This is a genomic window from Alkalihalobacillus phoenicis, from assembly GCF_047302405.1.
GTDB lineage: Bacteria > Bacillota > Bacilli > Bacillales > Bacillaceae_D > Alkalihalobacillus.
Window position 1 is genome coordinate 1,411,086 of record NZ_CP154853.1, and the last position, 18,915, is coordinate 1,430,000.

The 18,915-nt window shown below is 37.4% G+C and carries 19 protein-coding genes, 1 pseudogene and 1 riboswitch; of the genes and pseudogenes, 17 read left to right on the forward strand and 3 right to left on the reverse strand.

Going from position 1 to position 18,915, the window contains the following annotated elements; genetic code table 11:
- The first annotated feature begins 12 nt into the window (after nucleotides 1-12).
- The 10 genes from sigF (at nucleotide 13) to AA0017_RS06755 (ending at nucleotide 10,647) form a co-directional block, all read left to right on the forward strand.
- A complete protein-coding gene (sigF, locus tag AA0017_RS06710; protein ID WP_413380302.1) occupies nucleotides 13-786 on the forward strand; it encodes an RNA polymerase sporulation sigma factor SigF in 774 nt (257 codons plus the stop codon).
- Nucleotides 787-1,102: 316 nt separating this feature from the next.
- The gene (locus AA0017_RS06715; protein WP_413380304.1) at nucleotides 1,103-2,029 is read left to right on the forward strand and encodes an ABC transporter ATP-binding protein; all 927 of its coding nucleotides are present in this window, start codon (nucleotides 1,103-1,105) and stop codon (nucleotides 2,027-2,029) included.
- Nucleotides 2,022-3,263 carry an ABC transporter permease gene (locus AA0017_RS06720; protein ID WP_413380306.1) on the forward strand — a complete coding sequence of 414 codons (1,242 nt, stop codon included), beginning with the start codon at nucleotides 2,022-2,024 and terminating at the stop codon, nucleotides 3,261-3,263. Before AA0017_RS06715 ends, AA0017_RS06720 begins: the two co-directional genes overlap by 8 nt.
- Before the next feature lie 1,232 nt (nucleotides 3,264-4,495).
- Nucleotides 4,496-4,954, forward strand: coding sequence for a stage V sporulation protein AC (gene spoVAC / locus AA0017_RS06725; RefSeq protein ID WP_413380307.1), 459 nt, complete (start codon nucleotides 4,496-4,498; stop codon nucleotides 4,952-4,954).
- Between the two features lie 27 nt (nucleotides 4,955-4,981).
- A complete protein-coding gene (gene spoVAD / locus AA0017_RS06730; protein WP_413380309.1) occupies nucleotides 4,982-5,986 on the forward strand; it encodes a stage V sporulation protein AD in 1,005 nt (334 codons plus the stop codon).
- Between the two features lie 3 nt (nucleotides 5,987-5,989).
- A complete protein-coding gene (spoVAE, locus tag AA0017_RS06735) occupies nucleotides 5,990-6,340 on the forward strand; it encodes a stage V sporulation protein AE (RefSeq protein ID WP_413380310.1) in 351 nt (116 codons plus the stop codon).
- A gap of 7 nt (nucleotides 6,341-6,347) precedes the next feature.
- Entirely contained in the window at nucleotides 6,348-6,926 is a 579-nt protein-coding gene (locus AA0017_RS06740) for a stage V sporulation protein AE (RefSeq protein WP_413382440.1), read from the forward strand.
- A complete protein-coding gene (locus AA0017_RS06745; RefSeq protein WP_413380311.1) occupies nucleotides 6,907-8,391 on the forward strand; it encodes a spore germination protein in 1,485 nt (494 codons plus the stop codon). The genes AA0017_RS06740 and AA0017_RS06745 overlap by 20 nt, the downstream gene beginning before the upstream one ends.
- An 87-nt stretch (nucleotides 8,392-8,478) precedes the next feature.
- Nucleotides 8,479-8,657: riboswitch (Lysine riboswitch) on the forward strand.
- Between the two features lie 123 nt (nucleotides 8,658-8,780).
- Entirely contained in the window at nucleotides 8,781-10,100 is a 1,320-nt protein-coding gene (lysA, locus tag AA0017_RS06750; protein WP_413380312.1) for a diaminopimelate decarboxylase, read from the forward strand.
- A gap of 112 nt (nucleotides 10,101-10,212) precedes the next feature.
- The gene (locus AA0017_RS06755) at nucleotides 10,213-10,647 is read left to right on the forward strand and encodes a peptidylprolyl isomerase (protein WP_413380313.1); all 435 of its coding nucleotides are present in this window, start codon (nucleotides 10,213-10,215) and stop codon (nucleotides 10,645-10,647) included.
- Nucleotides 10,648-10,674: 27 nt separating this feature from the next.
- On the opposite strand, the gene AA0017_RS06760 is transcribed toward AA0017_RS06755, so the two are convergent.
- Nucleotides 10,675-12,351 (reverse strand): IS1182 family transposase, encoded by a 1,677-nt coding sequence (locus AA0017_RS06760; protein WP_413377571.1) that lies wholly within the window; start codon nucleotides 12,349-12,351, stop codon nucleotides 10,675-10,677.
- 592 nt (nucleotides 12,352-12,943) lie between these two features.
- On the opposite strand from AA0017_RS06760, the gene AA0017_RS06765 reads away from it, so the two are divergent.
- From AA0017_RS06765 to AA0017_RS06790, 6 genes are all read left to right on the forward strand, one after another.
- Nucleotides 12,944-13,438, forward strand: coding sequence for a hypothetical protein (locus AA0017_RS06765; RefSeq protein ID WP_413380314.1), 495 nt, complete (start codon nucleotides 12,944-12,946; stop codon nucleotides 13,436-13,438).
- Nucleotides 13,439-13,835: 397 nt separating this feature from the next.
- Nucleotides 13,836-14,192 carry a hypothetical protein gene (locus AA0017_RS06770; protein ID WP_413380315.1) on the forward strand — a complete coding sequence of 119 codons (357 nt, stop codon included), beginning with the start codon at nucleotides 13,836-13,838 and terminating at the stop codon, nucleotides 14,190-14,192.
- 254 nt (nucleotides 14,193-14,446) lie between these two features.
- Entirely contained in the window at nucleotides 14,447-15,226 is a 780-nt protein-coding gene (locus AA0017_RS06775; protein WP_413380316.1) for a hypothetical protein, read from the forward strand.
- Between the two features lie 564 nt (nucleotides 15,227-15,790).
- Nucleotides 15,791-16,180, forward strand: coding sequence for a hypothetical protein (locus tag AA0017_RS06780; RefSeq protein ID WP_413380317.1), 390 nt, complete (start codon nucleotides 15,791-15,793; stop codon nucleotides 16,178-16,180).
- Nucleotides 16,177-16,533 carry an HNH endonuclease gene (locus tag AA0017_RS06785; protein ID WP_413380318.1) on the forward strand — a complete coding sequence of 119 codons (357 nt, stop codon included), beginning with the start codon at nucleotides 16,177-16,179 and terminating at the stop codon, nucleotides 16,531-16,533. The genes AA0017_RS06780 and AA0017_RS06785 overlap by 4 nt, the downstream gene beginning before the upstream one ends.
- Before the next feature lie 76 nt (nucleotides 16,534-16,609).
- On the forward strand, nucleotides 16,610-16,774 hold the full coding sequence (locus AA0017_RS06790) for a DNA N-6-adenine-methyltransferase (RefSeq protein ID WP_413382443.1): 165 nt from the start codon (nucleotides 16,610-16,612) through the stop codon (nucleotides 16,772-16,774).
- A 451-nt stretch (nucleotides 16,775-17,225) separates the two neighbouring features.
- Here the strand turns inward: AA0017_RS06790 and AA0017_RS06795 are convergent, their stop codons facing one another.
- On the reverse strand, nucleotides 17,226-17,417 hold the full coding sequence (locus AA0017_RS06795) for a hypothetical protein (protein ID WP_413380320.1): 192 nt from the start codon (nucleotides 17,415-17,417) through the stop codon (nucleotides 17,226-17,228).
- A gap of 141 nt (nucleotides 17,418-17,558) precedes the next feature.
- Nucleotides 17,559-17,741, reverse strand: coding sequence for a hypothetical protein (locus AA0017_RS06800; protein WP_413380321.1), 183 nt, complete (start codon nucleotides 17,739-17,741; stop codon nucleotides 17,559-17,561).
- Between the two features lie 804 nt (nucleotides 17,742-18,545).
- Between AA0017_RS06800 and AA0017_RS06805 the strand changes: the two are divergent.
- A pseudogene (locus AA0017_RS06805) lies at nucleotides 18,546-18,789 on the forward strand (peptidylprolyl isomerase); the annotation flags it as partial.
- Nucleotides 18,790-18,915 lie beyond the last annotated feature (126 nt).

Below are 18,915 nucleotides of genomic sequence, written 5' to 3' on the forward strand. Positions count from 1 at the left end.
GGGGTCGTGCCTATGGATGTAGAGGTGAAACAAACCAAAAAGAAGCAGGCGCAGTTGTCGGATAAGGAAGTAAAGTCTTTAATCGAAAAAAGTCAGGCTGGCGATCAAGAAGCAAGAGATTTAATCGTCAATCGAAATACGAGGCTCGTTTGGTCTGTTGTCCAAAGGTTTATGAATCGTGGTTACGATCCTGATGATTTATTTCAAATTGGTTGTATTGGCTTAATTAAATCAGTCGATAAGTTTGATTTGTCCTATGATGTGAAATTTTCAACATACGCCGTTCCGATGATTATCGGAGAAATTCAGCGCTTTTTAAGAGATGATGGGACGGTTAAAGTCAGTCGCTCAATTAAAGAATTAGGCAATAAAATTCGGAAAGTAAAAGACGAGCTGACGAAATCACTCGGGCGTGTTCCAACTGTAAATGAAATTGCCGAACATTTAGAAATTCCTCCAGAAGAGGTGGTCTTTGCAGGGGAGGCTAGCAAATCGCTTTCTTCCATTCATGAGACTGTCTATGAAAATGATGGGGATCCGATTACATTGCTTGATCAAATTGCCGATCAATCGGAGACGAGATGGTTTGACAAAATCGCTTTAAAAGAGGCGATTCGTGATTTGGAGGAACGGGAACGTTTAATCGTTTATCTTCGCTATTATAAAGACCAAACTCAATCGGAAGTAGCCGAACGATTAGGCATTTCACAAGTACAAGTGTCTCGATTAGAGAAGAAAATTCTAGAACAGATGAAACAAGTGATGACTGATGAGGTAGAAGGTTAGTTAAAGTGAGCAAGTATTTTTAAAGGCAAGCCTAGTTTTTATTTCATATAGGCTTGTTTTTTTGTATGTAGATAGCGGAAAAAGGGTTCAAATAAACTTGAATTAGTAATGAAAGTGGTGTGTTGCTCGGATTAAGGTTCTAATAACCGTGATAATTAAGAAACGAATCGGCAAAGTTTAAAAAAAGTTTTATCAGATTGGTGCGGAAAAAGGAGTAAATGGTAAATGAGGAAACTGAGTGTAAGTCGAATATGTTGAAACCTTTTTTGAGAAAGGACGTATACACATATATGAGAATAAGAAAGGGAGATGAGAAATGGAGCCAGTTTTAAAAGTAGAAGGACTTGGCAAAGCGTTTAAAGACAAAAAAGTCATTTCAGATATTACATTTGAAGTACATAAAGGGGAGATTATGGCGATTCTTGGTCCAAATGGTGCCGGGAAATCAACCTCTATCCGCAACATCATGGGGATTATGTATCCGGATGAAGGAGAAATCAGCTTTTTGGGAGAACAAGTCAAACATGTTCCACGTGCGAAAATTGGCTATTTACCCGAGGAACGTGGGTTATATAAAAGTGTAAAGGTGATTGATTTACTTCTTTATTTTGCTGACTTAAAAGATTATCCGCTGAAAAAAGCCCGTGAGCGAGCACTAGATTTGTTAAAGAGGTTAGGATTAGAAGGGAAAGATAAAAGTTCAATAGAGGAGCTTTCTAAAGGAATGGCTCAAAAGGTTCAATTTATCGCTTCGATTATCCATGAACCTGAATTATTAATTTTGGATGAGCCTTTTTCAGGATTGGATCCAGTCAGTCAAGAGTTGTTCAAAAAAGAAATTAAACAATTGGCTAATAACGGAACAGCAATTTTATTATCGTCTCATCAAATGAATATTGTTGAGGAGCTTTGTGATCGATTATTTATGATTCACCGTGGTCAAAAAGTGATTTATGGTTCTTTAGATGAAGTAAAACGGAAATTTGCGAACTTTAAATGTACGATTATTGGAGAAAACGATCTTTCCACCTTAGAACGATTAAATAACGTTGAACGTGTTGAACAAACAGGGGAGCGCTCCACACTATTTTTAACGAAAGATGTTCAAATCAATGATTGGATTAGACATTTGTCAGTTGAACTCGATATTCAAGAATTAACGATTGATCGTATTTCTTTGCATGAGATTTTTATTGATATTGCTTCTGATCGGTTGAATGGAAAGGAGTTTCTCAATGCGTAATAGTTTAAAAGTGGCGAAATGGGAAATTAAACGAAATTTATTAAATAAATCATTCATTATTTCGATTGTATCCACACCGTTGTTATTTCTTTTATTCTTCTCCATTCCTATGTTATTTAGTGGTGGTGATGGAGAAGAGGCGGCATTAAATGTTTATATAAACGATCCATTGGAATTATGGGCTGAACTAGAAAATGAACTTAACTTAGAGGCTTTAAATTGGGAAGTAGAAGATCATATCGTTAACGAAGGTTTAATGTTAGAAGAATTAAAAGAACTAGAAAATAGTGTTTATCTTTCGCTCACAGAAGAAGAAATTTTGACGGGGCATATTCCCGTTCACATGAGCGATGATTTGAGTGAAGCGGATGTGTATGTTTTACAGGCTTTACAATCGTCACTGAAACAAATTCAATTAGAGCAATTAGGTTTTGAAGTAGAAGAAGCGACTGTAGCAACCGCACCAATTGTTTTTGAGCCGCAAGTTCAAGAGAGTAATCCGGCCGATGGTAGTGGAGAAACGGAAGCAGCAGCAAGTGAATTTTCATTTTTAGAGCGGTTAGTTCCAGGAATATTTGCTGGGGTCATCTTATTTTCAGTTGTTATTACAGGGATGATGATTTTTACAAGTGCCTCACAGGAAAAGAAAGAAAAAGTGTCAGAAATGATTTTGTCCTCGATTACACCATATGATTTGATGCAAGGAAAAATCATCGGCTACTTTGCACTTGGAATCATTCAAGTAACAGGATGGATTGTTCTGATTTTACCTTTCCTTGTCTGGTATGTCGATTTTCCTTTATTAAGTTATTTATTCGTACCAGAATTGCTTGTCCTTGTCGTAATCGCGATTGCGGGTTACTTATTATTTGCGTCAATTTTTGTTGGAATCGGAGCAACTGTCGATGAAGTGAGTTCTACTAGTAACTTCCAAGGGATTGTCTTTATGTTACCTTGGTTACCATTTATTTTAATTGGACCGATTTTGGCTGATCCAGAAGGGTTGATTGCTCAAATTGGAAGTTATGTTCCCTTCACAGCACCAGGTGTCCTCATTATTCGCCTCTCGATGCTCGAACAATGGCCATGGATTGAAATCATCATTTCATTAGTGATTTTATTTGTCTCGATTTGGCTGTTAATGAAACTAGCAGGAAAAGTATTTAAAACAGGCATTCTAATGTACGGCAAAAATGCAACACCAAAAGAAATCTTAAAATGGATTAAACAATAACTCAACTTTCGCATCGAGAAAATCCGTTCAACTAGTTGGCAAAGCGAAAGGGAAGCTCTTAAACAAATGCCCTTGACACGTTTGAAAAGCGAGAACGCACTATCACACAATAATAGGCCCTCTGGCGGTCGCTCCCAAACAGACACTCCGCGTCCTTGCCGAGAACCTCATGAGCCTCCTCAGCGTTTCACGCTTGCGGGGTCTCATTGGACGGTTTATTCCTGCGGGAGTCTGCGTGTCTGTTTGTCCGCTAGATAATGGAATCGAATCTAGGTTCGGTTTTCTCATTGAATAAAAAAACAGTCATGACTTCAAAGGGCATTAGCTTGAGAATGATTTTTCTCCTTCCATGACTCATTCCGTTACAGTTGTAAACAAATCAGTGTGGATGCTCTGTACGTTAGCTAGATGATCGAGCTGGTTTCGATTTGAATCCTGTCTTTTCATGACGGCAGACTTAGGAAAAAAATAGGTGGCAACTCCCTATTTAGTTCCATAACCAACAAAGTGAAGAAGAAGGTCCTTCTGCGTTAGAAATAGCTGATTGAGAATGGCCATATCATCAAGCATCTCCCCTACACTTAGCGGAGTATGGTTTTGGTCGCGACAGCGGAAGCGCTTCATTTTAGTGAACAGATTCCTTCAACAGCCTACGAAGAGATGTGTTCAGACTGTCAACGATTGAATCGTCCATGTAAAGTCAATTTGAGTATGGTATCGCCCTAAAATCAATCTCTATCAACGGTTAAGAGTCAATCATACTCTGCGAAAGTTGAGACAATAACATTTAAAAGTGAAACGTCATTCATAATGAATGGCGTTTTTTGATCTTCTTAATGGATAAATGCCTAAGAATGAAATAGGGAGGATGTCACATACTAATAAAACCACTGAAAAAATAGGATTCTATGACTAGAAGAGAAATAATTTCATTCAAAGTTATTTGCTAATAGTTAGCTCGAATCGTTTTTTGATGACCAAAGCGGAGCGAGTGGAATGCCCGGAGACTCCTGCGGGACTAGTGAAGGACGGGAGACCCCGCAGCATTAGCGAGGAGGCTCCCGGCGTAGGGCATGCAGCGAGTGGAGTAAGCTAACTAATGTAACCATAATTTAACGAGTAGAACACTTTTCAGTGAGCTGGCACGTAGGTTCAGGCTTTCTTATTGCTGTACCAGATCAGGCAGCATAAAAATAACTGGCATCTTTAAACTAAATAAAGGAGTTCCTATGATGGCAAACTCAAAACAAATTCAACAATATCATAAAAACATTGAGCTTTTTCAACCGAAACGAGGTTTTTTAAATAAGGGATTTAAAGCGTTTTGTATCGGTGGACTTATCTGTATGGCAGGGCAATGGATTAGTAATTTCTATCTTTCGTCATTAGCTATTAATGAAATCGAAGCGAGAAGTTTAATGTTATCGACGATTATTGTCATCACGGCTTTATTAACAGGCTTAGGAATTTTTGACCGATTCGGACAATATGCAGGTGCGGGAACGTTAGTACCGGTCACAGGTTTTACAAATGCGATGACGAGTGCAGCATTAGAATATCGAAGTGAGGGGTTAGTTTATGGGGTAGGGGCTCATATGTTCAAGTTGACGGGAGCCATTATTGCCTTTGGTGTTCTAGCTTCTTATATTGTCGGTCTTATTCGTTTATTAATCCAATTTATTATTAACTAAGAGAAATTGAGTAGAGGAGTTGTCGTGATGCGTTTTAAAAAACAAACATGGGTTTATAAAACTCCTATTTATGTCCAATCGACAGGGACAGTTGTTGGTCCAAGAGAAGGGGAAGGTCCGTTAACAGAAAGCTATGATAAATATTATGATGAACTTTATTGTGGAGCTGAAACATGGGAATTGGCGGAGCGGAAATTGATGAAAGAAGCGATTGAAATTAGTTTAGAAAAAGCAAGAAGAAAAATCGACGATATTGATTTTTTTATTGCGGGTGATTTATTGAATCAAATGGTGACATCTAATTACATAGCAAAGGATTTACCTATTCCCTATTTAGGGGTGTTTTCTGCATGTGCTACCTCGATGGAAGCGATGGCCATCGGGGCTTTATTGCTTGATGGAGATCATGCCGATTCGGTACTAGTTGCGACGAGTAGTCATCATTCTACGGCAGAAAGACAATTTCGTTACCCAACAGAGTTTGCAGTCCAACGTTCGGAAACTTCTTCTTTTACAGTGACAGGGGCGGGAGCTTGTTTGATAAGCAATGAAAAAAATCAGATTCGCATTCACTCGGCAACGATTGGCAAAGTTATTGATTACGAGATTAAAAATCCTTTTCAATTTGGAGCGGCCATGGCTCCAGCAGCTGCAGATACGATTAAAACTCATTTACAAAATACAAATACGACGGTGGAAGACTATGACTTAATCGTCACAGGTGATTTAGCACGTGTAGGATCTGGAATTTTGCATAAGCTATTGGAAGATGAGGGAATTACTCTTCCAAAAAACTATGATGATTGTGGTGTGATGATATATGATCCTGGACAAAGTGTCTTTTCTGGAGGAAGTGGGGCGGCATGTTGTGCGGTCGTCACCTTTGGGCATTTATTTAATGAAATGAAAAAAGGGAAATTAAAGAGGTTACTTGTTGTTGCGACCGGCGCTTTATTAAATCCTTTTATGATTTATCAAAAGGAATCGATTCCATGTATTGCTCATGCGATTTCCTTTCAAACGGAGGGATAAAGTATGGAATATGTAGCGGCTTTTCTTGTAGGAGGGCTTATTTGTTTTTTAGGACAAGCATTGCTTGATCTAGGGAAACTATCACCGATCCATACTCTTTGTGTGCTAGTCACGTTAGGTGCTTTATTAGATGGGTTTCATTTATATGATCGTTTAATTGATTTTGCCGGAGCAGGGGCCTTTGTTCCGATCACCAATTTTGGTCATTCCTTTGTCCATGGTGCCATGCTTGAAGGTGGCAGAGAAGGGTTTATTGGAATTGGTATGGGGATGTTTGAAGTAACATCTGTCGGTCTTTCATCAACGATTTTGTTTAGTTTTTTAGCTGCTATTTTCTTTAAACCGAGGGGGTAATGAAGTGTTGGATAAACGTGATGTCATCTTTATTACGGATGGGGACGATGCAGCCAAAAAGGCCGTGCAATTAGCGGCAACTGAAGTAGGGGGGCGTTGTATCAGTCAATCATCAGGAAACCCTTCCCATTTGACAGGAAAAGAATTAGTGCAACTTATTTTAAAAACACCAAATAGTCCTGTTTTAGTTATGTTTGATGATAGTGGAAGTCGTTATGAAGGTTTAGGTGAGCATGCGATGAGAATTGTCTATGACCATCCGCAAATGAATGTGTTAGGAGCAATAGCCGTTGCTTCCGCGACTCATTCACGTGAATGGGCAAAAGTTGATGTGAGCATCGATCGTTTTGGGAACTTAACTGAATACGGTGTAGACAAAGCAGGATTCCCAGACTTAGAAATTGGGAGAATAAATGGCGATACCCTTTACATATTGGATGAGTTTAAACTGCCGCTAGTCGTCGGTGTAGGAGATATCGGGAAAATGGGTGGTTTTGATCTTGTGCAAAAAGGAGCACCTATTACAAAAAGGGCGGTGCAACTAATTTTAGAAAGGAGTGGATTTTATGACAAAACCAACCGTTGAGGAAAAGTATTTTTCAAAAAGCTATGATGAGAATGTCGCCTACTTGGAAAAAAGGCTTGGTCTTGACCAAACATTTGATGTTGGGGTTCGGGAACTTGTCATATTAGACAAAAAAATTGGCATCTATTATGTAACAGGTCTCACAGACAATTTATATATTATTGAAATTTTGAAGGAGCTCATGGAACTCGGAGCAAGAAATCGAAAAACGACGGAAGTTTTTGCAACGATAAAAAATCATTTAACACATGTTCAAGTGGAAGAAACGAATTCGGTCAATAATGCGATTACTCAAATGCTTTCTGGCCTTATTTTTATCATTGTTGAAGGGTATGATGAAGCGTTTATTATTGATGTGCGTTCGTACCCAGGTCGAGGGCCCGAAGAACCAGATACGGAAAGGGTTGTTCGTGGGGCACGAGATGGTTTTACCGAAAATATTATTATTAATACGGCTTTAGTGAGACGAAGAATTCGAGATGAGCGATTACGACATGAGATTACTAAGGTAGGTGTTCGTTCGAAAACAGATATTTGTATTTCGTATATTGAAGGAATTGCCGACCCAGACCTTGTTAATATTCTAAAAAAAGAGCTCGATGCGATTGAAATAGATGGGATCACAATGTCAGATAAAGTGATTGAAGAATATATTGTCAGACAAGGGTACGATCCGTTTCCGCTTGTTCGTTATACGGAAAGGCCAGATGTCGCTGCGACTCACTTACTTGAGGGCCATGTGTTGATCATGGTCGATACATCACCAAGCGTTATTATTACACCGACAACGTTTTTCCACCATATTCAGCATGCAGAAGAATATCGACAAGCACCAGCTGTAGGTACTTTTTTAAGGTGGACGAGAACACTTGGGATATTTGCCTCATTATTTATTATTCCGTTTTGGTTATTGCTTGTCATTAACCCGACTCTTTTACCGCCTGGTTTAGATTTTATTGGTCCTGAGGAAACAAATAATATTCCGATTCTCCTGCAAATTCTATTTGCTGAATTTGGGATTGAGCTCCTGAGGATGGCTGCTGTCCATACGCCATCTCCTTTAGCGACGGCATTAGGGTTGGTAGCTGCATTATTGATCGGGGAAATGGCGATTGAAGTCGGCTATTTTACAACAGAGGTTATTTTGTATGTTGCCTTAGGGGCGATTGGAATGTTCGCAACCCCTAGTCATGAATTAGGAGTGGCTCTTCGAATTGTCAGGATTTTACTCGTGCTTGCGGTCGGCTTTTTTAAAGTACCGGGCTTTGTGATTGGAACGCTTATTCTAATTCTTTGCTTGACAGCGATTAAGCCTTTAAATAAGCCGTACTTTTGGCCATTTATTCCATTTGATCCCCCAGCATTATGGCAGCTCGTTATTCGTGCCAATGTTCCTTCGATGCGATGGAGACCGAGTATTGTAAGCCCACAAGATCCAATCAAGCAGGATGTGAAAAAAGAATAAAATGATTGATAATTGGTGAATGATCTAGTTGCGACAAACGTATGATTATGGTAAAGTTATAGCAACAATTTCATGAACCTCATGTGAAAGTGGGGTAGAGGTGCAAGGCGAATGAGTATACTTAAAGAGCTAGTGGATAGCACTGACTTAAGTAGAAAGGTCAACTTGCCGAAGCTTATAAATGCACCACCATTTATAAAGCTGGGTCGTTATTGAATAAATAACGGACTGTCACTGATTTTGATCAGTGGAGAACTATTCTTTTTGAATGAGGTTACGTCAGCAAACAGCTAGTGTAACAACTAGCTGTTTTTCCTTTTTTTAGTAGGCTTAACAATGATGGGTGTTCTCCACAAAAGAGATGATGAGCGTATAAAGGAGAGAGATAAATGTATACACATGGAACGAGTCGAATTAATGAATTTGGTCATTTAGAAATTGGTGGGGTTGATACGGTCCAACTAGCTAAACAATATGGGACACCTTTATTTGTTTATGACACTGCCTTAATCAAACAACGTGCTAAACAATTTCAAGATGCTTTTATAGATGAGGGTGTACCTTATCAAGTAGCATACGCTAGTAAAGCTTTTAGCTGTTTAGCGATGTTTCAATTAGCTTCAGAACTAGGCTTAAGCCTTGATGTTGTTTCAGGCGGGGAATTATATACAGCAATCCAGGCCAATGTTCCAATGGGGCGCATTCATTTTCATGGTAACAACAAAAGTTTAAGTGAATTAGAAATGGCGGTTGAAGCAAAAATTGGTTGTATTGTCGTTGATAACTTTTATGAGCTTGAACAATTAAGTCGGATTTGTTTAGAGAAAGAAACAAAGATGAATATTTTGTTACGGATTACACCAGGGGTTGAGGCTCATACACATGATTATATTTCAACAGGTCAAGAAGATTCTAAGTTCGGATTTGATTTAGAAAGCGGTCAAGCAGGTGAAGCAATTGAACGTGCTTTAAAGGCAGAAAAAATTGAATTATTAGGCATCCATAGTCATATTGGCTCGCAAATCTTTGAAACAACTGGTTTTGTGATGGCGGTTGAAAAGATTTATCAATATATTCATCAATGGCGTGAAAATTATCAATATGTTCCGCAAGTTTTAAATCTTGGTGGTGGCTTTGGAATCCGTTACACGGAAGAAGATGCTCCACTTCCAGTTGGTAATTATATTAAAGAGATGATCCGTGTTGTCAAAGAAAAATCGACGGAGTACAATATTGATCTTCCAGAAATTTGGATTGAGCCAGGTCGTTCCTTAGTTGGAGATGCGGGTACAACGCTTTATTCAATCGGTTCTTCTAAAGAACTCCCTTCAATTCGCCATTATTTATCTGTTGATGGGGGGATGAGTGATAACTTAAGACCAGCCTTATATCAAGCAAAATATGAGGCCGTGCTTGCAAATCGAGCAGCTGAGCAAACTGAAGAGGTGTACTCAATCGCCGGTAAATGCTGTGAGAGTGGTGATATGCTCATTTGGGATTTGCCATTACCAAAAGCGAATCATGAAGATATTTTAGCCGTATTCTGTACAGGGGCATACGGTTACTCCATGGCAAATAACTATAACCGAATTCCGCGTCCTGCCGTTGTATTTGTAGAGGAAGGCGATGCATCTATTGTGATTGAGCGCGAAAGTTATGCCGACTTAATCCGATTAGATAAGCCTTTAGTAAGTGTCGTAAAACAATAGCAATATAAGGAAGTACTCTTGATGATTTTAGAAAGAAAGCTTCCTTATATTTCACTTTCATTATGAATTCGTGTACAATAAGGTGAATCTAATAAATGGAGGCATACATATTATGAAAAAAGGTAGTATTACGTTTGAAAATGGCGAAAAAATCGTCATCGACTTTTATGAAGAAGCAGCACCAAATACAGTGAAAAACTTTGAGGACTTAGCGAATAAGGAATATTACAATGGGTTAACATTCCACCGTGTTATTCCTGGTTTTGTTGCTCAAGGAGGTTGCCCAACTGGAAATGGGACTGGCGGTCCTGGCTACAGCATCAATTGTGAAACAGCAGGAAACCCACACAAACACGTAGCAGGTGCTCTTTCAATGGCACACGCTGGTAAAGACACAGGTGGTAGCCAATTCTTTATCGTTCATGAGCCACAACCACATTTAGATGGTGTACATACCGTATTCGGTCAAGTTGTCGAAGGTCTTGATTCAATTTACCGCATCAAGCAAGGTGACGTGATGCAAGAAGTAAAAGTTTGGGAAGAGTAATATGTGAAGGGGCTGTCCTAAAAGCCCTTAAATAAAAAAAGAATCGAGAAGTTTCAGCTTCTCGATTCTTTTTTTAGGACAATATGGATAGAGTTTGGTTTTCGAGCGACGACTGATCGTCGCTCGCTTCCTAATATTGTGAGCGAGGGCGATAAGCCCGAGCTCCACATGAACTTTTTCTTTACCTCGTAAGTGTAATCGTCGAAAGCCCAGGTTCTGTTTGACATGACCAAATACACTTTCCACCTCGATTTTTCTTTTTTGGTAAAGTGCTCGGCCTTCTTCCCTATTTAGTTTTCGGTTTTGCTTCACTCGTAATTCTTCATAAACCGGGTTGTAATGAACCTGCCGGTTGGCTTTGGCTTTTGTACAATCCGATTTAAATGGGCAACCTTCACATGATTCACATTCATAAATCTTGAAGTCTCTTATGTAGCCATATCGGTCCGTACGTTGACTGTATCGCTTAAACAGGACTTTTCGGTGGTTCGGACACCAATAAAAATCATCGACTTCTTCATAGTTCCAGTTGTGTGGATGAAATATCTTCTTGGAATACGAACGTTTTTGTTCCTGACGAAAGGTGTTATAAGGAATGAGCGTTTCAAAAGGTTCATCTTCCATCGCCACATAATTCGACTCACTTCCATAACCGGCATCGGCCACAAGAAGTTTCGGCCAGGGTAAACCACTTTGTTTCAAGGCCTCAACATGTGGGACTAAACAGCGTGTATCCGTTGGGTTCGAGTGAAGACTGTAAAAAAGAATAAATTGGTTTTGAGTCCCGATTTGCCAATTGTACCCCGCCTTCAATTGCCCGTTGTTCATATGATCGTCCTTCATCCGCATAAAGGTCGCATCGGTATCTATTTTGGAGTAACTATTTCGGTGCCCCAATAACTGAAAGGACTTTTCATATTTCTGCAGACGTGGAAGATAATCGGTCTGGGCTTTTTTATGTGCTTTCTTAAGAGAGCGTATTTCTTGTTTCGTCTCTTTTTGCTTCTCTACATCTTGGATTTCTTCGAACTTCGATTCTTTTTGTTGGAGTTCTTCTTCTAGTGCTTGAATGACACTCTCAAGAGCCTCGCTTGAAAGCCGTTGTTTTTGAAAAAGAGGATCTTCTTTTCGGAGCACTGACGTATCGATTTGGATTTGTTCGTGGATCTCCTCTAATAGATCTTCTACTTTAGCTTGAAGTTTTTCTTCGTAGCCTTGAACACTCTTTTTCCAAACGAATGAATATTTATTCGCGTTGGCTTCGATTTTGGTTCCATCTAAGAAATAGTGCTGACCATCGATATAGCCTTCTTTGATTAATAGTTTGGTTAACTCTGTAAATAAACGATCCATCAAAGGCTTTAAACGTTCAGAGCGAAAGCGATTGATCGTTCGAAAATCTGGCGTTTGCCCCGCAGCTAACCACATCATTGGAAGGTTCTCCGTTAGGGCTCTGGCGATCTCTCGACAGGAAAACCATTTTTGGGTGTAGCCAAATAGGACAATCTTCGTCATCATTTTAGGGTGATAGGCAGGACGCCCACCTCCTTGATACGCTTCGAAGAAGATTTCATCCTTTAATCCATTCACCATATCGTTCACCACATGAACCATATGATTTTCAGGAATTAAATCAGAATAATCCATAGGAAGATAGAGTTGGTTCATGTTATAATCTTGGAAAGTAGCCTTTTGGTTACACATAAAAATCGCTCCTCTTTGGTTTGTGCTGTGGTAAGTCCATTCTAAAGGAAAGAGCGATTTTTTTGTGCTTTTTTTTGCTAGAAAATGAAATGTAGCGGACGAGATGGGTGGCCGACTCCTGCAGGAGGAAAGGGCAGGCTGAAATCCACTGGCGTAGACAGTTAGTTCAGCGCCCGCCTGCGGAAAGCGTGCCACCCATCTCGGGAGCGGTGTCTTCCCTCTCACTTTATAATATTCAAAAAGGGGCTGAACCCTCAAAGGTCATTTTCATGACTTTTGGGACAGCCCCTTTTTATGTTTGTTTAATTGCCCATTCGAACTCCATTCCAATTACTTCAGCGATTTCCTTTAAAAATGTGCCTACCAACTAGGATTAGTTCTTATATAATTATTATAAAAAAATTCTACAAAAATTATACAGAACCTTTGTGTCATTAGGAAAAATACGTGTTAAATTTATATCATCGGGAATCGATTGAGGCCGACCTGTCACGTATGAAACCTTGGTCGGTTCTTTTGTTATTGAAATAAGATGCAGGATTATAGTCCTTTTTGTTGTATAATTATTAAAAATATAAAAGGAGAATATCTATTGGTTAAAACAGATAAGAAACAAAAAGTTGAAAAAAGTGAGGCGGACAAACTCATTGAGGGGATTGCGATTGCATTAGCTTTTTTAATAATATCTTTTTATTTATATCTAAATCCATCTTTTCTAACTTGGCCTATTCTTACTAACGGTATAGGTGCATTTTTTGGAATAGTTGGTTTAATGGGATTTTTGTTAGAGTTAGGAAAAATTAATATGAAATTTGAGAGTGGTATAAAGGATATCGTTGCTGGTTTTTTTGTAGGAGTTATTGTTTTCTTATTGATTTATTTTACTGATAATCTATATGTGAATTTATTAGTAGTATTTTTGAGCATTATTGTGATTTACGGGATTATTTCTGGTTTTATTAAGATAGTAAAAAGCTTTGTTGAATCGAATACTAACATTTTTCTTAGAATTCCAGTTATAATATTAAATGTTGCAATTTTTGTTCTTACAATACTTCAATTGGTTGAAATTATAAATAAGAATTAATGCTCATTAAAACTTTTCTTAATTAAGAGGGGTTTTTATTCTTTAGTATAAAATTTTTAGCTTATTAATAACAGAGAGTAATGAGATTAGTTTCTATTAATCTAAAGCATGGAGAGAGCTAATGGCCATAGCTAATACTCGATTCTCCTAAGAAGCCGTGACTCCAGCGGTGTAAGGTTTGGAGCGGAACGGTTTACTGCTTGCTGAATTAAAGAGCAGTTTTATAAAAAAGATGCAGGAATTTAGTCTTCTCTTGTCGTAAATGATAAAAAGTACGTATAAAAAGGGGGATTATAGTGTCGAAAATTGATGATTTAAAAAAGTTATTGATCTACAAGATGAAAAAGAATTTTATTATCGCCAGAAAAGAGCAGAAGCAGCAGAGGCTTTTGTAAAGATGTTTGAAGAAAAAGAGTTCCAAATTTCGAGAGAAAATGACTATGTGGAAGTAGATTATAAAAATGTTTTAAATTATGTATTACAAGGGTCTACTTCGAGTTTGGAAATTTCCGAAAATAGTAAAGAACTTTTTGATAGACATAGACGATTAAGAGAACCTGAACAAATCTTTATTACACCCAAAAGACTTCATAAATCTGCGAAAGTGACATATTCAATTATAGAAGATGAAATTAAAGATTTAGAAGATGAATTACACGTTCTTGGCGAATCGGGTATAGATGTATTAAGGTTTAAAATAGGCGGAAAATCTTTTGAAAAGTTTGACGAAGTGTTGCAGTATGTTTTCAAATAAAATTAATTAGATCAAAAACATCCGGAACGGGTGTTTTTTTATTTTGCAAAGGAGATGTAATCATGAATCAACAAATCGAAAACAATATTAAGTACCATCCACCTAAAGAAGGGCAACCTGCTAAGTACGAAGCAATCAGAAACAAAGCAAAGGAATTAGCGTTGATGGACAGCTTAAATTGATAAGATTATCGAAAATGTAGCAGGACTTTTGTCTCTTTTTGGCGAAATTAGGAAGCTGAGAGGAGATGTGAAATGCTAAAATCAAAAAACAAATTGCTCATTCTATTGTTTTTAGGCTTGTTGCTTGTTGGATTGGTCCAGTTATCTATTTTTGGATTTGAAAGAGATGCATTTGAGTCAATTCTACTAAATTTATTTGTACAATTAGTATTTGTAATTTTCCTTGTCTACTTCGTGGATGAAATAATCAAAGACCATGATAAGGAATTAAAAGACAGAGAAGAAAGAATGAAGAATGCATTAAAAGAAAAGTATGAGTGGGAACGTTTCAATAAATATACAAAAATCAAATATAGGCTTTTCGTAAATAATTTAGCTAAGCATTATGTCCATATCGTAACTAAGAAGCCTCCAGTTTTCACTAACAAAGACCTCGTTTATTCTAGAAAAGAATTTGAAGAAATTATAAAAAAAATAGATACCTTTATTGGAGAAGACTTCTTTAATAAGAACGTAAAGGTAGATATAATTAATCAGGAAAATATATTTCGTCCTGATGTTCACTATGTTTCGCATTTTAAGATGTTATCCTATATTAAGAAAAATATGAAGTCCGATATAACTGAGTTTCTAGACAAGTACGTAATCATACTTCCAGAAACAATAGTGAATTCAATTTATGAGATTGAAAACCTGCTGGAATCTAATTTTTTTCAAAGCCCTAATGATCACTTTGAACATGCCGATAACTTCAAAGTGGGCAATTTTGATAAAAAGATGATTGAAGAAAAATACAGAGAATTAGGTAGTAAAATCGTGGATTTGCTAAAGTATGTTGATAATAAAGATTAAATAAACATTTTCCGACCACCACTGAGTGGTCTTTTTCATATCATCAAATACTAGTCAAAATAGAGAAATTAGCAGGTTGTCCACCAATACTAGGACACCTAACGAAAAAACTTGATATACAAATACTTTCAGCTAGGGTGTACCACTATACTAGGACAAGGTTGTACACTAATACTAGGACACCGATGTCCTACTATACTAGGACAAGCAAAATAGTTTCTTCATTAGAGCACGATCGCTAAAGAAAGATCTAAAGAAATATACCTCTGAACAATCTTACAAAAATGATTTGTAAGGTTTTTTTATTTTTTAAAATCTATTAGTAGGAGAGATAAGGATAACTACAGTTATCAAAGAACTCAATAAAGTTAATAGATTGTATGATGCTAATAATAGAATGTGGTGCTAGAGCACAGAAAGCTCATATAAGACGATTTGTTTTTAATTTAGTTGTGAATTTTATCGAAGGGTAGATAAAAGCACTCTATGAGCCTTTAATGAGCTGATATGAACTTGTGGATAATTTGAAGAAAATACAACGATTAAAAAGAGGAGTTGTTAATCATGATTGTAGAAACACGTAAGACATCACAAGGAACTGAGTACTGGGACAATAAAGAGAAAAGAGTGTTGTTTGTTCCTAAAGGGAAGGTTCCTTCATTCAAGGTCACTGAAAACCCTAAGAGTATGATTGGTGGAGTAGATTTAGCAATTGGAAAAGATAGGACTGTAATTACTACAAGTACTGGACCTGCCATTACTCGTTCAACAAATGAAGACACTCAACCTCCATTGTTAATGAACGGTATAGAAGATATGGATGTTGAACAACTGTTAGATTTTGCTGAACGTCAAAATATAAACGTACCGGGTAATATGAAGAAGGAAGATACTATCCGTAATTATATTCAAGAGGAATTAAATGCTGCAGTTGATGCATCTGATACCAAATGAAGTACTGTGGTGAGCAGGGATGTACTAAGCTAATCACTAAGGGATTCTACTGCTTGGACCATAAGAGAAGATATAAGCGGAAGAAGAATTACAAGCACAACAATAAGAAATATTACAACTCATCTCAATGGGATAGCGTACGTTCATTTGTTTATCAAAGGGAGAAGGGGTTGTGCCAGAGGTGTAAGAAGTTTGTGCATAGTAAGAGAGCTCATGTGCATCATGTTGTTCCTATCAAAATAAATGCAAGGTTGACGTTTGAACCTAATAATCTCAAATTATTATGCCCGAAATGCCATGTAATCGAGGGAAATGAGGGTAAAGCTGACAGTATGCCTGACTATTTTAAGTAATGCCCCCCTATCAAAGTGAATTTTTTGAATCGATGGGGAGATAGGTAGCAGGGGCACAATCGCGCACCTCAGAAAAATTTTTGAAAATGTTTGTGCGACTGAGTTAGATAAGAAATGTGATAGATTCTTCTCGCCAGAACAAGATGGTTTGAAACAAAGTTGGACAGGAACCGTTTGGATGAATCCTCCCTACCAAAAGCCAGAAGTTGCGTGTAATCCGAATTGTACGAAGAAAAGATGAACCGAACGCGGTTGGCATTCAAAGAATTATATACCAGGATAAATTGATTGGGTACGTAAAGCATACGAAGAGTCGTGTAAAGGGGCAACTGTACCTTCAAGGACAGATATCGATTTGTTTCATGACTATGTATTCGGTAAAGCCGAAATTAGATTGGTAAAAGGGCGGCTAAAGTTTGGAAACGCAAAAGATCCAGTTCCTTTTCCGAGTATAGTTGTAATTTTTCGACCTAAGTTAGTGTCGATGGGAAATTAGCTCAAAGAGGGTGATGGTTGTGGCCCGTAAAAAGCAAAAGGGAAAGGCTGGTATCACTTATATCGCAGAGAAGGTGAGCAGCGTGTTTGGCTTTATGAGTATTTACAACGATGTCAGCTTAATGCGAGGTTGAGAGATGGTTGGGGGATAACTTATTGAATTTTGTCCAAATACTGTGAGAAAAAGCCGGATAATTTTACCCAGCTTTTCTATTCAAATATTTTGCAAAAGTAAACCCAGCTTGATAGATAACAGCTACCATGATAAAGAAAAACAAAATTTGAATAAAACTAGAAGCTGTCCATAGATCAAGGTAGTACATAAAGATCAGTACAATAAATAAGATTGCTGTAATGTTTGAAATTAGTACAAGTATATGTTGTTTCATCATTACCTCCTAATGTAAACACTATTTAAATTAAAGTTAACATTAAGGGTTGATGAATTCAACCAATTTATGATAGTTTCGCAGTCTGACGACAACAGTATCCAAATACTAGTCATAAAAAAAGACCTCTAGAAAGGCCTTTTAACTCTTATGCTTTTCTTTTTGTTTGTTATGGTTATGGAAAAAAGAAATTTCAAAGATAAGAAAGGCAACAAACAAGCCAGCTAAAAAAGGTTGAGGTGAGTCAATAAATAAGAATATAGGTACTGCAATCAGAAAAAATAAAATGCCAATTAATATAGGTGTTTTAAAAGCATTTGACATAAAATAATCCCTCCTCATACTAATTTTATCATAAAAGTTATTTTACTCCCTTGTTTGTTTGGGGATGGTTCTCTTTAAGATTTTCATGGAGTAAGAAGGGCGAGTAAAATCGCTTCTTGAATTCCTATTATTTTTACTTTATTAAAATGACAATTGGGATTTGAATTGATAAAAGGACTGTATTTGTGGATGATTATGAAGGAGAGGGAAGGATGAGGATGAGTGTTATTCAGAGTTTAAAGAGGAGTATTTGGATAAAAATGAGCGTCATTTAGATTTACTTTCAGTTTTCTATTATTTTAATTTTATTGAAGCACAGATCGATTCATATCCAAATAATGAATGGATCTGTGCCGAAATTATCACTAATTACTCTTACATTTATCCTTGCTTTTTTTCTTTTCTTGAGGTGAACTATTCAAACAATAATCTTGAAAAGAAGCTGCTTGATAAACCGATAATAAACTGAAATAAAGCTCCAATTAACAAATCAAACATTTTATCACCACTTTCAGGTAATTAAAAAATGGTGATATTTCGGCAATATAATAATATGCATTTGCTAGTAAAGTCATGCTTATTAAAGTAGGTGATTACATGAGTTTCGACTTTAATTTACCAGAATTAGACCGCAAAAGAACTAAGGAAGCAGTTGAGACTGAACTAGAGAAGTATCGTCTCTTTAAATACCTGGCTATTGAAGAAAGAGAAGCGAGTATCACCACTAGTTCAGAGGAAAGGTTTCTTGGCCAGGTCAATACCATGAGCGATCAGACTGCACAGGCAGCTATTTATAATGTCGACTGTCCCTTACGCAATGGAACAGGTGGTCCTGGCTACAGCATCTAACTGTGAAACAGCCGGAAACCCACACAAACACGTAGCAGGTGCTCTTTCAATGGCACACGCTGGTAAAGATACAGGTGGTAGCCAATTCTTTATCGTTCATAAGCCACAACCACATTTAGATGGTGTACATACCGTATTCGGTCAAGTTGTCGAAGGTCTTGATTCAATTTACCGCATCAAGCAAGGTGATGTAATGTAAGAAGTAAAAGTTTGGGAAGAGTAATATGTGAAAGAGGATGGGACATAACTAGGTAGAAACAGTAGAAAACGAGTCCAAGAAACTTATTTTATTTGTTTTTCGGTTCCATATTTCACCGTTTTGAGT

Bases quoted from the DNA above. Each gene is read 5' to 3' on its own strand.
- AA0017_RS06775 (WP_413380316.1), top strand. From the start codon at position 14,447: ATGCTAAAATCAAAAAACAAATTGCTCATTCTATTGTTTTTAGGCTTG.
- AA0017_RS06760 (WP_413377571.1), bottom strand. From the start codon at position 12,351: ATGTGTAACCAAAAGGCTACTTTCCAAGATTATAACATGAACCAACTC.
- AA0017_RS06720 (WP_413380306.1), top strand. From the start codon at position 2,022: ATGCGTAATAGTTTAAAAGTGGCGAAATGGGAAATTAAACGAAATTTA.
- AA0017_RS06785 (WP_413380318.1), top strand. From the start codon at position 16,177: ATGAAGTACTGTGGTGAGCAGGGATGTACTAAGCTAATCACTAAGGGA.
- AA0017_RS06715 (WP_413380304.1), top strand. From the start codon at position 1,103: ATGGAGCCAGTTTTAAAAGTAGAAGGACTTGGCAAAGCGTTTAAAGAC.
- AA0017_RS06770 (WP_413380315.1), top strand. From the start codon at position 13,836: ATGTTTGAAGAAAAAGAGTTCCAAATTTCGAGAGAAAATGACTATGTG.
- spoVAE (WP_413380310.1), top strand. From the start codon at position 5,990: ATGGAATATGTAGCGGCTTTTCTTGTAGGAGGGCTTATTTGTTTTTTA.
- AA0017_RS06755 (WP_413380313.1), top strand. From the start codon at position 10,213: ATGAAAAAAGGTAGTATTACGTTTGAAAATGGCGAAAAAATCGTCATC.
- lysA (WP_413380312.1), top strand. From the start codon at position 8,781: ATGTATACACATGGAACGAGTCGAATTAATGAATTTGGTCATTTAGAA.
- spoVAD (WP_413380309.1), top strand. From the start codon at position 4,982: ATGCGTTTTAAAAAACAAACATGGGTTTATAAAACTCCTATTTATGTC.
- AA0017_RS06780 (WP_413380317.1), top strand. From the start codon at position 15,791: ATGATTGTAGAAACACGTAAGACATCACAAGGAACTGAGTACTGGGAC.
- spoVAC (WP_413380307.1), top strand. From the start codon at position 4,496: ATGGCAAACTCAAAACAAATTCAACAATATCATAAAAACATTGAGCTT.
- AA0017_RS06800 (WP_413380321.1), bottom strand. From the start codon at position 17,741: ATGTCAAATGCTTTTAAAACACCTATATTAATTGGCATTTTATTTTTT.
- AA0017_RS06795 (WP_413380320.1), bottom strand. From the start codon at position 17,417: ATGAAACAACATATACTTGTACTAATTTCAAACATTACAGCAATCTTA.
- AA0017_RS06745 (WP_413380311.1), top strand. From the start codon at position 6,907: ATGACAAAACCAACCGTTGAGGAAAAGTATTTTTCAAAAAGCTATGAT.
- sigF (WP_413380302.1), top strand. From the start codon at position 13: ATGGATGTAGAGGTGAAACAAACCAAAAAGAAGCAGGCGCAGTTGTCG.